At 47.9% G+C, this 13,649-nt stretch carries 8 protein-coding genes; 6 read left to right on the top strand and 2 right to left on the bottom strand.

The genetic code is table 11. From position 1 onward, the window contains the following. Nucleotides 1–557: 557 nt before the first annotated feature. The 3 genes from glgB (at nucleotide 558) to Pan241w_RS11485 (ending at nucleotide 5,239) form a co-directional block, all read left to right on the top strand. Nucleotides 558–2,501, top strand: coding sequence for a 1,4-alpha-glucan branching protein GlgB (gene glgB / locus Pan241w_RS11495; RefSeq protein ID WP_261344304.1), 1,944 nt, complete (start codon nucleotides 558–560; stop codon nucleotides 2,499–2,501). A 601-nt stretch (nucleotides 2,502–3,102) separates the two neighbouring features. Continuing rightward, nucleotides 3,103–4,398 carry a DUF1444 family protein gene (locus tag Pan241w_RS11490; RefSeq protein ID WP_145215366.1) on the top strand — a complete coding sequence of 432 codons (1,296 nt, stop codon included), beginning with the start codon at nucleotides 3,103–3,105 and terminating at the stop codon, nucleotides 4,396–4,398. A 31-nt stretch (nucleotides 4,399–4,429) separates the two neighbouring features. Continuing rightward, on the top strand, nucleotides 4,430–5,239 hold the full coding sequence (locus Pan241w_RS11485; protein WP_145215363.1) for an MBL fold metallo-hydrolase: 810 nt from the start codon (nucleotides 4,430–4,432) through the stop codon (nucleotides 5,237–5,239). Between the two features lie 246 nt (nucleotides 5,240–5,485). Here the strand turns inward: Pan241w_RS11485 and Pan241w_RS11480 are convergent, their stop codons facing one another. Further along, nucleotides 5,486–6,859, bottom strand: a complete 1,374-nt coding sequence (locus Pan241w_RS11480; protein ID WP_145215359.1) for a LysM peptidoglycan-binding domain-containing protein — start codon at nucleotides 6,857–6,859, stop codon at nucleotides 5,486–5,488. A 327-nt stretch (nucleotides 6,860–7,186) separates the two neighbouring features. After that, nucleotides 7,187–9,046 (bottom strand): ExeA family protein, encoded by a 1,860-nt coding sequence (locus Pan241w_RS11475; RefSeq protein WP_145215356.1) that lies wholly within the window; start codon nucleotides 9,044–9,046, stop codon nucleotides 7,187–7,189. 624 nt (nucleotides 9,047–9,670) lie between these two features. Between Pan241w_RS11475 and Pan241w_RS11470 the strand changes: the two genes are divergently transcribed. Genes Pan241w_RS11470 through ybeY form a run of 3 tightly spaced genes read left to right on the top strand, consistent with a single transcriptional unit; the run spans nucleotide 9,671 to nucleotide 13,537 of the window. After that, nucleotides 9,671–10,636: a PhoH family protein gene (locus Pan241w_RS11470; RefSeq protein ID WP_145215353.1), complete on the top strand. Its 966-nt coding sequence runs from the start codon at nucleotides 9,671–9,673 to the stop codon at nucleotides 10,634–10,636. 53 nt (nucleotides 10,637–10,689) lie between these two features. Beyond that, the gene (locus tag Pan241w_RS11465) at nucleotides 10,690–13,011 is read left to right on the top strand and encodes an HD family phosphohydrolase (protein ID WP_145215350.1); all 2,322 of its coding nucleotides are present in this window, start codon (nucleotides 10,690–10,692) and stop codon (nucleotides 13,009–13,011) included. A 19-nt stretch (nucleotides 13,012–13,030) separates the two neighbouring features. After that, nucleotides 13,031–13,537 (top strand): rRNA maturation RNase YbeY, encoded by a 507-nt coding sequence (gene ybeY / locus Pan241w_RS11460; RefSeq protein ID WP_145215347.1) that lies wholly within the window; start codon nucleotides 13,031–13,033, stop codon nucleotides 13,535–13,537. Nucleotides 13,538–13,649: the final 112 nt, after the last annotated feature.

The following is a 13,649-nucleotide window of genomic DNA, read 5'->3' as shown; positions in this document are numbered from 1 at the left end:
CCCTTCATCGAACCAGCCAGATCCAGCAGGCGGGAATTCGAAAGAGATGAAGTGTTATACAGATCGTAACGACCTTCTATTATAGTTTGCGGTAGACGCAATCACTTGAGTAAAGGTGAATGGAATCCGGAATTTCGACCATGTTGCGGTCTTTCTGAGTGCTTCATTCCTCTTGATCGCCGCTGATTGCCCAGCCAGATAATTCACCATAACCGGAACACTTTAACAAATGGCGCTCCCCGTTCATTCAAAACGGGGGCCAGGCTCAACGAACTCCCTGTAGCTGAAAAACCGCATTAAGGATGGGTAACAATCTGGTCGAAATTTAGTTATACTAGGCTTACTGATTATAATGATTTGCCAGCCTGTAGCTCGAATTCAGGTTGAATGTCACGTTTCCAGAACGATTCGAACCCGGTAGAACAGAATTCAGGCCAATCAGGCTTTGTTGGATCCGATCTGGAATCAGATAAAATGACGGTGAAATAAAAACTTCGATGGGTCAATCCTCTCACTTTGATACAAACCAGAACCGACCCATGACCACCAGGCATTCAATGCGGCGACGCAACAAGCCCCAAGCCAGGCGGCCTTTATTTACACCCGCAGAACTTCATGCACTAAAGACAGGAATGCACTGTACTATGTATAACTCAATGGGAGCACACCCTGACGAAGTCAATGGAATCAAGGGAACTCGATTTGCCGTCTGGGCACCCAATGCACAAGAAGTGTGTATCATTTGCGATAAAAATCACTGGAAGCATGGTGAATATTACCTGAACTCAAGTGATGCAGGGGTCTGGTCCGGATTTGTTCCCGAAATCTCCGAAGGAGATGCCTACAAGTTCAGTCTGCGTGGCCAAAACGGTGAGTTTTTTGAGAAAAGCGATCCCTACGCGTTCTACTCAGAACTGCGTCCCAAAACCGCATCCATTGTTTACAATCTGGAAAACTTTCCCTGGCAGGATACAGAATGGATCGACAAGCGGAAAGAGATCAACTGGCACGATCAGCCGATCACCATTTATGAAGTACACCTCGGTTCCTGGAAACGCCCCAAAGATGGCCGCCAGTTCTTCACTTATCGCGAGTTAGCAAAACAGCTCGTCGATTATGTGAAACAGATGGGCTACACGCATATTCAATTGATGCCGATCACAGAACATCCCTTCGATGGTTCCTGGGGTTATCAGACGACCGGTTATTTTTCCCCTACCAGCCGCTTTGGGACTCCGCATGATTTAATGTACTTCGTCGATTACTGTCACCAGGCCGACATCGGCGTGTTATTCGACTGGGTTCCCGGCCATTTCCCCACCGACGGTCACTCCCTGGGTCGTTTTGATGGAACCTGTCTGTACGAGCATGAAGATCCACGCAAAGGGTTTCACCCGGACTGGGGAACATACATCTTCAATTATGGTCGGAATGAAATTCGCGACTTCCTGCTTTCCAGTGCCCATTTCTGGATTGATAAATACCACTTCGATGGATTGAGAGTCGACGCCGTGGCTTCCATGCTCTACCTGGATTATTCACGCCAGGAAGGGGAATGGGTCCCGAACTCCAGTGGGGGACGGGAAAATCTGGAAGCGATCCAGTTCCTGAAAGACGCCAATACCAGCCTGCATGGCGCTTATCCCGGAATCCTGACGATTGCAGAAGAATCGACTTCCTGGGGCGGCGTTTCGCACCCGGTCTATAACGGCGGCCTGGGATTCAATATGAAATGGGATATGGGGTGGATGAACGACACCCTTCGCTATATGCATTTCGATCCGATTTACCGCTCGCATCATCAGGGCGAGCTCTCGTTCAGAATGATCTATGCCTTTACTGAAAACTTTGTACTGCCTTTATCTCACGATGAAGTCGTACATGGCAAACGTTCGTTACTCTCACAAATGCCAGGCGATCTGTGGCAGCAGTTTGCGAATCTGCGACTGCTGTATGGCTACCAATACACGATGCCTGGCAAAAAACTGCTGTTCATGGGTGGTGAATTGGCACAATGGCACGAGTGGGACCATGACAACGAACTCGACTGGAAATTGATCGGCCATGATAACCATGACGGAATTCGACGTTTGATTGGCGACTTGAATTACCTGTACCGTACAGAAAAATCTCTGTTCGAAACCGACTTCAATTCGGCTGGTTTTTCCTGGATTCAGTGCGACGATTCCAAAAACAGTGTGTTCGCATTCCAGAGAATTTCCGCCACTGACGACGAACATGTGATTGTGATCGCGAATTTTACCCCCGTTCCACGAGACGGCTATCGGATTGGCGTTCCGAAAGCCGGGTTCTACAATGAAATCATCAATAGTGATGCGGAGATCTACGGCGGCTCTAATATCGGCAATGCAGGGGGTGTCTACAGCGAAAAGATTAATAGCCACGGTCTGGACCATAGCATCACGCTGAATCTACCACCGTTGGGCCTTTTGATCATGAAACCGGTCGCTACCAGTAAGAAGCCAGATCAGAAAAAATAGCAGCGTGCCTAAACAGGCGTCGAGAGAGGATCTACGAGAAACTAAATTCTCAGTAGAAAAGACTGGAAATTCCTATCGCACCATTTTATTATGGTTTCCAGTCTTGAGCTGATCTTGCTCAGGATATAAAAAAAGGACGCCGCTGAGTGTATAGGCGCTCGCCCAAACAGTCCCGACAAGGGAAAGTTCGGCTATACTCCCCAGCAGCGTATCCTTTGGTGAAGTTCAAGTAAGATGAAGAACATTGCTTTCCGTTCTCATCTGAATGGTATCTAAAGCAAACGTCGTACCAGCGAACATCCGTTCTTGAAAAGAAAAACGTAAGACATTTCATACAAAGCACTTACAATCTCAACTAAATATTTTCAAGAATCTGCCCTGACCTGTTTTTTCAAGAATTGCCCTCCTGCAGGGCATTTTGCTGCTTAGATAAACAGCAGTCGGATCAAAAAAGTATCTCAAATTTTCAGATAGAGTTGTTTCTGAAAATCGTCTACTATGAAGAATCTGGAAGACACCGTGCGAATCAGTGAGTAGGGGATCCCGATTTGTTTCCGCTGATTCATAAATCAGAATCATTTCTTGTGCTGATGGTGATTTTTTGTCTGACTTGCATATTGATCAATGGGCCAACTACACCGGGCCAGCGAACTGGTATTCACTCTCGTATCCTTCCAATTGGATCAAGGAGGAAAAGGAGGGAATTCTCCAACTCAGTCCTCCTGATGGAAATGCCACGCTCACGATCAGCTGCCACTGGAAGTCAGTGCTGCCACAAACCAATTCCGAGTCGAACCTGCATATTGATTTCGATCAACTGTTTGTCAAACATCGAAATATTCTGAGCCGAGGCCCACTGGCGATTGAGCATGAATCGATTGGCTATTCCGGTGAAGCAATCATTCAAAAAAACACATCCTGGTGGAAAGAGTTACTGTCATACCTACCCGGTTTTCAAAAACACTGGCACTCCTGGAACCTGTGGTTGATCAAAGAACGTTCCATCCAGATGGTCGTTACGTTTTTCTATGAGCCAGAACACCATCAGGATTTATTTGAAGCCGTCCAGGTGATTCTGCACTCGGTTCAGCTCTCTCTGAATCCGTCGAATCCACCGGAACTGTTTGCCAACGAAGTGCTGGAACTCGCACACAAGAAATTCCCCTTGATTAACTCTCAGATTCTCCCTGGATTTCGGTTAAAATTTGGTGAATCTGAGATGAACCTCGCTAATTTCTACCGTGCCTACCTGACAACCCCCGATAACTTTGAGAAACAGATCACGACGGCGCTGGTCACAATTTTGCAGATAAATGAATGGGGTGATGCCCAGACTGAGCCGGAATTATCGGAGATTCAAGACCGCATCATGCCGATTCTGTTATCGCGCGAATCCTGGGAAAATAATTTTCCGAACTTCGTGGGTGAATCCTGGATTGCCAATTTAGCGATCCTGTATGTGGTCGACGAATCGAACGCGTATTGGTATATTCATGAAAAGCTGCTCAGAAAATGGAACATCGATCAAGAACAGCTCCATCAGATTGCACTGGATAATCTGGACCGCTATTTTGATCACAATCAAATTGAGCTGATTTGCATGTCGAAGGAAGAGGGGCCGAATATGGTGATCCAAAGCAGGCCGGACGCCTATAACGCGTCGCAGGTCCTGAGCCGCTCTTTCTACCAGCAGGCACGCAGGTTTCTGGGTAGCGAATTTTTAGCCGGAGTCCCCAACCGTGATTTTCTGTTGGCGATCAGCTTTAGTGAGACTCATGTGATCGAAAAAATCCAGCATAATATTGCCAGTGACTATTTAACCATGGACCATCCGCTGACAGATCATTTGCTGGTTGTGACTGCGGATGGCGTGAGTGAATATTGTGGCGTGAGCTGATCAGAGCCACCTCAAAAGTGATCTAAGAGTAATGCAACAGGAATCAAATCTATTTTCACAACGGCTCGGTGAATTCATCACACTGGGAACCGGAACCAGCGTAGGAATTCCCATTATTGGCTGCGATTGTGACGTCTGCACGTCTCCCAATCCCAAAAATCAACGCGGGCGCACTTCAGTTTATGTGGGAGCCCCTGAAGGGGGTTTTTTAATTGACACGCCTCCCGAACTCCGACTGCAGTTGCTGCGAGAAAATATTCCCTGGGTGCATGCCGTGCTTTATACGCACAGTCATGCAGACCATATCTTTGGCCTGGATGACGTGCGAATTAGTGGCTATCGATTAGAAAAACCGATCATGCTGCACTGCGAGGAAATTGTCGAAGAACAAATCCGTCGCTCATTTAACTACGCGTTTGAAGACCCCATACACAATCTTCATCATATGGCACGTCCACGCCTTGAATTTACCAGAGTCAACCTGGAAGCCTTTGATTTGCTCGGCCTGCGAATACAGCCTATTCGACTGATGCACGGCACTCTCCCGATTTTGGGCTACCGCATCAACAATATCGCGTTTTGCACAGATGTCAGCGAGATTCCACCAGAAAGCTGGCAGCATCTGGAAGGCCTGGATTACCTGATCATCGACGCACTGCGAATTAAACCACACCCCACGCATTTTAATCTGGAACAAAGCCTGGAAGTTGTGGAACGCGTCAAACCAAAGCGTGCGTATTTCACGCACATTTCGCATTCACTGGAGCATGAAGAGATTAACGCCAGTTTGCCCGACCATATCGAACTGGCTTACGATGGTCTCTCATTACCTCTGAATTAGTCAGCCTCAGCATTGCGAGTGCAGACGAATAGAAACCTGAAATCCGCCTGGGTAGCGTTTATTTATTGGTTTTGAATGTGATTCCCAGAACCGCAACCTAACCCAGTTCGGTTTTAACCGCGGCTAACGCCGTGCGGCTGATTTTATTTTTAGCTACTTCGCCAGCCGGAATGACTTATTAGCCGAAGGGCGTTAGCCCCGGTTTCTCCCCATTTGTAAAGATCTATTCGAATTAAGAAACGCTAACTAAGGCAATTCGAGTTTCATTCCTGGTCGAATATAGTGTGCGCTTTTCAGCATATCGCGATTCTTCTGATAGATTTTGAATGCTGCTGACCGTTTTCCGTAAATCCGGACGGCAATGGATTCAAGCGTGTCACCTTTTTTAATCGTATAGGTTTTCGCTTTAGCCGTCCCCTTGGTCTGCTGGGGTGAATCTTCCAGTTTGTCAAACAGCTCTTCGACGATCTGATCCACATTATCAGGTTGAACCTGTGAGAGAGACTTACCAGCTCCTGGTGTTCTGGCTTGAGAACCAGCCTGCGGAGTCAGCGGCGATCGGGGAACCGGAATGAATTTTCGGTAGTTTTTGGGAATGCCGCTGGTCCCATTTTTTCCATCGAGCAGATTGCCGGATTTCAGCGTTTTCTCCAACTCTTGAACTGTTTTTTTATGATCCAGATCCTTGAGTGAACTCGGATTGGAAGAATTCGACAGCGATTCAATCAAGCCTTCAAACTGAACGGATGAAGAACCGGATTTCAAAGTCGGTTGAGAGACCATCTGTCCGATGGTCCGTTTGCCGGCTCGGGCCGTCGATCCTGTTGAAGACTGGCTGTTCGCCGATTGGGGTGTCGCTCCCGCTGGCTGTTGCACGGGAATCCGCAGTTGCATTCCCTCGCGAATATCATTCGGACTTCGCAATCGATCGCGATTCAGATTGAAAATTTCTTTGTATCTGCGGCTGGTTCCCAGGTAGCGAATTGAGATTTCCGATAAGGTCTCACCCGCTTTGACGGTATGAATCCGGATTTGCGGAGCCTGCCGCTGATCAGGTCGCGTGGGCGCTGTTTTTTGTTTTGCTGGATTGACTTCCCAGGCATTATTATGCTCTGGCTTGATTGATTCCGAATCAGGCTGAATGGGACGGAGCGTTGTCCCTTGAGAATCTGGTTCATCCGCCGGTTGTGTTGGGTTAGGCTCAAAGACAGAGTCGGTCAGTTCTGAACTCGTAAACTGTTCTTCAGGCAGATCGATCTCTTTAAGAAAATCGGGCATTTCTCCCCAACGCTCGGCTTTCGATGCTTTGGGATCCGTTGGGGAAACAGGGGTGGAATGTGAAATCGTAGGCACAGCAACATTCGAACCAGAAGACGGACGCTCTTCTGTAATACCTGTCAGAGACTGTTCATTCCCCAACTGCGTATTCAGATTTTCTTTGCTTTGAGAACCGAAATAAGGAGTGCGGTCTTTGTCTGCAATCTGCTCATCTAAATAATGCGGGTCGTTCAACTCGGGAATCTCGACCGTCGTATTCCGATCCTGCCGGAGACAGAATGCCCCCACAAAACCAATCACTAATAACGCTAGAGCTAAACCGACTTTTTTATCTTGATGCATTTGAACCTCGCCTCAAATAGTACGCTGTGTAATAAAGCGTATCGGGCGAAATTCTTTAGCAGAAAATCAAAAATTCAATAGATGGGCGTTGTGCGCAGAGATACCACCATTGACATCACACTTGAGTCGATCATGCTGAAAATATGGCGAACGGTCAGAACAGACCCACCAGTTGATTGGCTGGTAGGAGTTGTAATGTTTAGGAAACCAACGCCTGTTGTAGTATGGTTGGGCAGAGATCGCATCCCATTCACCCAGAACGTCTCGCATTTGATTGAGCCTCGCTCTCAATGGCTTTGGAGAGGCTGCGAGAGATCTGGCGACAGGCTAGTTCACCTCCTGCTTTCGACGTAATCGCGTGAACAAATTCTTATATCTCCCCATCACAGGACCTTTGAGGTGAGCCGTCGCTGAATTTTGAGTTTCCTCATCCGGTTGCCTGTCAACTCGGAACGATGTCCCGGCAGGTGGTTCATATTCCGGTTCGACCAGATCGTAAGCAACGTCTTCCTCTTCAGAGGTCTCCGTTTCCAGAGATTCTGTATAATTACGAATCTCATTCAGTGCATTCAGGAGCCCCCTGCGTGTCTCCGAGCAGACCTCGTAAACCTGAGCAGCTAAAAGTTCTTCAAAGGAACCATCGTCCTGTGAAATTTCTTTTGCCAAAGCTTGAAATACGTTCGGTTCCAATTGCTTCAGTTGGCTTTCTTCAAAGGCGATCGAAGCGGATTCAGAATGCTCATCTTCAATCGGTTGTAACGGGATCGCAGGTTGCTCGGCAGCGGCTTGATTCTGTTTTGAATCGATCTCTGGTGGCACCGAAGCCCGAAACTGGGGTGGCTGTAAACGTAGTGCCGACCTCATGACATCGGTATGGGATAGTGTTTCCTGAGGAAGTGTCGCGGGATCCAGGCCGGCATCAATGGCGGCGTAACGATCGACAATCTCGACAAACCCATCGGTCACTTCAAGAGAAGGGACCACTTCAGGGCTGGTTGAGGGGCGATTCGCTGTTTCTGTGAAGGTTTCGACGGCAGACAGAGACGGCATTGCCGACTCGGGTTCCGGTTTGCTTGTTTCTGTTTCACAGACCGTGGATTCTTCAGAACTACTTCCGATTTCGATTGCTTCAATATCATCGCCGAGAGACAGTAAGTCTGACGAATCCCAGTCAAATTCATCTGCTTCTGCTGCCGATTCCGCTTCGCTTGAGTTCGCTTCCGCCAGTTCGTTCAAGCGGTCTTCCATGGAAAGATCAATCTCGAAATCAGCAGCTTCCTCTTCCAGATTCATCTGCCCCATGTCTTCAGCAGGTTCAGATTTGCGCAGCTCTTCCAGCGGAGAACGGGCGGGCAGGGGATCATTCCAATGCAGGGGTAATTGCCGGAGATCGGCCAGCGATTCGCGTGCGATGGCTTCATCGACCACAGGTGAGTCCTGTAAGTAGGCCAGCATCAAACTATGGTCACAGATCTGGTTCAGACACCGCGGCAATCCGTCGCTCACATGTGTGATGAATTGAATTGCCTCATCCGTAAAATACGCGCGTTCCTCGGTCACCACGCGTTGAATTCGATACTCGATATAATCTTTCGATTCCTGTCGCGTCATCCGATCTAAATAAACCTGGCAACCGATCCGCTGATTTAATGAGGAAAGCGCAGGCTGAATAAATGTTTCTTCCAACTCTGGCTGACCGCAGAGCATCAACTGCAGTGCCGGCTTGCCTTCAAACGAAATATCGGAAAGTACCCGTAACTCTTCTAAAAATGAAGCCGGCAAAAGGTGAGCCTCATCCACAATCAACAACAGGGGCTGTCCGTGGGCCAGAAAAGATGACCGCACTTCCGCAGATAGCGCCAGGCGCAGCTCTTGCTCGCTGACCTTTTCATAATAATCCGTTAAATTATACAACAACGTCTGCAGCAGTGCTCTCACCGTTGGAAAGTTGCAGTGTTCTACAAACTGAATTTGAAACTGTTCTTCCAACTGAGAAATTAATTGCAGACAAATCGCAGTTTTACCGGTTCCCGCTTCTCCCGTGAGAATTGTGATTCCATTCAAGCTCGAAATACTGACCAATAATTCATCAAGCACGTTCTTGTGCTCAGAAGCTTGATAAAAACAAGCTGAGGAGGGTGAAACGGTAAAGGGTCGATCCTTGAACCCAAAGTTTGTTTCGTACATTTCCGATGGCCTTTTCGCGTATATAGCATCAGTTCCCGCAGGAAACTGGATAGTTTTGACTTCAACAGGAAAACAGAGTCAACAGCGCAAACTCCATTGCATTTGATCCCGCATCATATGAACAATTCATCGAACAGGTTACGGGCACATCTTGAGCATTACCAATACAATCGACAGTATCTGAGCAGGGTCCCTCAGGCGCATTACCCAAACGCTAGATCTTCACATCGTCAGCAAGCTGGAAATCAAAGAATTCCGTTTATAGAGAATGGGTAATTTACCATCCGCTCATCCCGGGAACTGGTCTACCAGAAATCAAAGTTACAGATACTCCTGGTCAAATCATGCCGGAACTCCGCGATTTATCGTCGCACCTAACCCTTTTATTGAATACAATTTATGAAAAAACGACGTTTTAAGACCAACTCTCTCCTTTCTCTCCCCGATTTGCTGGAGTAGACTTACTTAAATAAAGACGAGAGCCGAATTCGTTTCTTGATTTCAGTCTCGTTAATATTGAAGTTTTCATTGATTTCAGCGTAGCGAAATTCAATTTTACCTGTCATGATTTTCATCTTCTAAACTGTTTATTCCTTGTCTCAGGAGGCACACGTAGAATTTCTGATGTCAGAAGCCACTCTTTCCTTTGCTGATCCCGATCAGATTCCTGTTTTGTTAGGGACTCATGATTGTCACATCAGACAAATTCAGGATGCACTAGGTGTGGATGTCGTTCATCGCGGAGATGAACTTCGAATCATCGGCGATGATTCACAGATCCAGAAATCACTCCGCATCTTCTCGGAATTGAAAGCGATTGTTGAAAATACGGGACAACTAAAAAACGAGCAGGTGCTGACCGCGCTCTCGAACGGTAACGCTTCCAGCAAACAGGTAAAACAGACCCCGGTTGCCACACCCTCTTCGATCGATCTGTTTGAGAAAACCAAAAAAGTTCATCCGCGTACTCCGGGACAGTCCGACTACATCAAAGCGATTGGCGAACATGATCTGGTTTTCTGCACAGGTCCTGCCGGCTGTGGCAAAACTTTTCTGGCAGTCGCCATGGCAATTAACGCCTTACGTACAGAGCGCGTGCGAAAAATTGTACTCGTTCGTCCTGCCGTAGAAGCGGGTGAAAAACTGGGCTTTCTGCCCGGAGATATGCTGGCCAAAGTGAATCCCTTTTTACGCCCGCTGTTAGATGCACTCGGCAGTTTGCTCGATTATGAACAAGTCCATCGTTATATGGATAATGATATTGTGGAAGTCGTGCCGTTAGCGTTTATGCGTGGGCGGACTCTGGATAATACGTTTATCATTATGGACGAAGCACAAAATACCACTGTGACTCAGATGAAAATGTTTCTCACCCGGATGGGCATGGGATCGCAAATTGTGGTGACGGGAGATACTTCTCAAATCGACCTGCCACCCGATATTTCCTGTGGTATGACCGACGCCATCAATCGCCTACGAAATATTAAAGGTGTGGGAATCGTCCAATTAAAAACTGAAGACATTGTAAGACACAGACTGGTTGGCGAAATTGTGAAAGCCTACCAAAACGAAGACAGTCTGGGGCTCTGATTCTCATCCACTTTCCCCCGTTCTAAACTCACACTCAATTTCAGGTTGTTTGCATGGCTTTTTTTGGTTCCAAAAAATCCCGAACGGCACTTGCTGCCAGTTTGCGAGATTCTTCCAAATTGAGTTCCAAGCTGCGCGAATTGCTAAGTAACCGAGGGACCCTGTCGCGACTGAGTGCTTGTCTATTGACCCTCATGATCTTAATGGTGGCGGTTGAGAGCTGGAAAGCACCGTTTCCGTACCGTCTCGGCATGTTCGCAGAACATGGAATTCTGGCGAGCGCCTCATTCAAGGTTGCCAATCCGATCGAGACAGACCGGCAACGAACACAAAAAGAATCGGAAGTCCCATATTCGTTCAAACAACAACCGGAGTTGATCGAAGACCTTCCTCCGTTACTCCGAGCAGACCTGGAAGCGGTTGCCAAGGCCAAGTCACTGGACGATTTAAACGCTGAGTCCCGCGCGAAACTGGGGTTATCATCCTCCCGGCGGCTGGAACAGTTTGCCGATCAGTTTCCTGAAGAATCCGAACAGACATTTGCAGAACTGAAACCACTGGTCAGCAATCCCGATTCCAATGACACCAAAAAAATTGATGCCATTGTTAAAGATTTCAAAGAACTGATTTCTCCTTTAGAGACCTATGGAATCGTAAACGAAAATGATCTGACAAAAAATCAGATTCGCGCTGATGATGATATTGTCATTATCAATGACAAACTGGGATCCAGGAAAAATGTCACCCTATTTGATATCCGCCTGTCCAATCAACTTTCGGATAAAGGAGCCATTGGCCGAGAGTGGAAAAACTTTCCACGACTGGATCTGATGACTGCCGTACTCTCGCACTGGATTCATTTCCAGGCACCGACCACCCTGGTTTATGATTCCGCCCAAACAGTACAGGAACGGAAACAGGCCAGAATGGCTGTCGATGAAATTTACGACACCTTTCAACGCGGAACCGTTCTGGTGGAACCCGGGCAGTCCATTGATGAAACCCAACTCGTATTGCTGCGTGCGGAATACGAAGCCAAAGAAGAAGTGGTTCCCGTCTATGAACGAGTGACCCGCGTCACCATCATTTTTCTGATGCTGATCGTACTGGCCGTCTTAAATGGATATCACCTGCTGCGAAACAAAAAAGCGGTCGCCAAAACAGTCAGCAGCTTAAGCATCTATTCCAGCGTGATCATCTTAACGGTGTTTCTCGGTCGATTACTTTCTTATGACCCCTGGCGGGCGGAAGTGCTCCCTCTGATTGTAACGGTCATGGTATTTGCCATTGTCTATGACCAGATGATGGCCATCCTGACCGCGCTCTCACTGGCCCTGTTACTCTGTCTCTCAACAGGTGCCTCCTTGGGCCACTTTGTGGTTTTGATGAGTGTTTCTTCTGTGGCCGTCACTTCCCTGGGCACGATTTCCTCCCGATCCACGTTGATTAAACTGGGTTTCGGGATGGGCCTGACCTACTTCCTGGTTTACTGGGGAATCAACCTGATTGAGAATCAGAATCTCTCCGATGGATTTTTTAATCAGCGCGTGTTATGGGAAAGCCTGCAAGGGGCAGGGTGGTGTCTGGCAGCAGGCTATCTCGTTGCCGGAAGTCTGCCGTTTATTGAATCTCTGTTTGGAGTCGTAACGGATATCAGTCTGCTGGAAATGAGCAATGTTTCGCATCCATTGCTGCAGGAATTAGTCCGCCGCGCTCCAGGAACGTATAATCACTCCATCTCGATGGCGACCATCGGAGAAGCTGCCGCAGATAAAATTGGCGCGAACGGTCTGTTGGTACGCGTCGCCGCCTACTATCACGACATCGGTAAAATGCTGAAACCACAATACTTCATTGAAAATATGGTGGTCGGCAGCGACAGCCTGCATGATAATCTGGCGCCGGCCATGAGTACGCTGATCATTATCGGTCATGTGAAAGATGGTGTCGACCTGGCGCGTCAGCATAATTTGCCGCAACCCATTATCGATTTCATCGAACAGCATCACGGTACCACTCTGGTCGAATACTTTTTCCGCGAAGCAGAAAAGCTGGCCGAGACCAGCCCGGACCACAAAACCGATGCCGAAGAATCTTCGTTCCGCTACCCGGGCCCCAAACCGCAAACCCGGGAAGCAGGCGTGATGATGCTGGCCGACGCCGTCGAAAGCGCCAGCCGTACGCTCAGTGATCCGACCCCCAAACGGATCAAATCGCTGGTTCATTCCTTAGTCATGAAGCGTCTCTTGGACGGGCAATTCAATGAGTGCTCCTTAACGTTAAGTGAAATCAATATTGTAGAAGAATCCCTGGTGAAATCCCTCATCGGAATCTATCACGGCCGCATCAAATATCCGGAAGAGCGATCTGCATAACCACCGGTAGAACAACTGCATGAACACCATAGACCAGTATCAGATCAACATTCAAGACTCGCAGAATCATATCGCCATCGATGAAAGACTGATTCAGGTGATTCAGGAAGCGGTCTGTTATCTTTTGCAAACAGAAAAAGTCAACCAGGCCGAAATCAGTCTGGCCTTCTTTGGTAACCCTGCCGTCCGTGCGCTGAATCAGCAATATTTAGCGCATGACTACGACACGGATGTTCTGAGTTTTCTGCTGGACAGCGAAGCAGATCCAGAGCAACAGACCACGGAAATCCGCGGCGCCGGTAAGCGCATTGAAGGCGAGGTCATCGTCTCTGCTGAAATGGCGGTCGCGATGGCGGAAAAATATCAATGGTCTGCCAAGCATGAGCTTTTGCTGTACGTTGTGCACGGTTTATTGCATTTATGTGGTTACGACGATCTGTCTGAAGACGAGCTGCAGCTGATGCGAACGAAAGAACAACAGATTTTTGATCATTGGGGGTTGAAAATCCCCAGAAGAGAAGAGTGAAATTTCATCAGAAATAATAGGCCGAACTGATTCATGTATTCGTCCGTTCCAGTTAAACTAAAGTAGATTCCGGTAGCTTCACCGAATCCGTTTTGTCACTTACAATTTGGCT

The sequence above is a fragment of the Gimesia alba genome (genome assembly GCF_007744675.1).
Classification (GTDB): Bacteria; Planctomycetota; Planctomycetia; order Planctomycetales; family Planctomycetaceae; genus Gimesia; species Gimesia alba.
Note: the sequence above shows the minus strand (reverse complement) of the source record. Positions and strands in the feature narration are given on the sequence as shown.

What these genes read in the sequence shown, in the direction of transcription:
- glgB (WP_261344304.1), top strand. Translation starts at nt 558, where the DNA reads ATGCGGCGACGCAACAAGCCCCAAGCCAGGCGGCCTTTATTTACACCC.
- Pan241w_RS11485 (WP_145215363.1), top strand. Translation starts at nt 4,430, where the DNA reads ATGCAACAGGAATCAAATCTATTTTCACAACGGCTCGGTGAATTCATC.
- Pan241w_RS11480 (WP_145215359.1), bottom strand. Translation starts at nt 6,859, where the DNA reads ATGCATCAAGATAAAAAAGTCGGTTTAGCTCTAGCGTTATTAGTGATT.
- Pan241w_RS11475 (WP_145215356.1), bottom strand. Translation starts at nt 9,046, where the DNA reads ATGTACGAAACAAACTTTGGGTTCAAGGATCGACCCTTTACCGTTTCA.
- Pan241w_RS11470 (WP_145215353.1), top strand. Translation starts at nt 9,671, where the DNA reads ATGTCAGAAGCCACTCTTTCCTTTGCTGATCCCGATCAGATTCCTGTT.
- Pan241w_RS11465 (WP_145215350.1), top strand. Translation starts at nt 10,690, where the DNA reads ATGGCTTTTTTTGGTTCCAAAAAATCCCGAACGGCACTTGCTGCCAGT.
- ybeY (WP_145215347.1), top strand. Translation starts at nt 13,031, where the DNA reads ATGAACACCATAGACCAGTATCAGATCAACATTCAAGACTCGCAGAAT.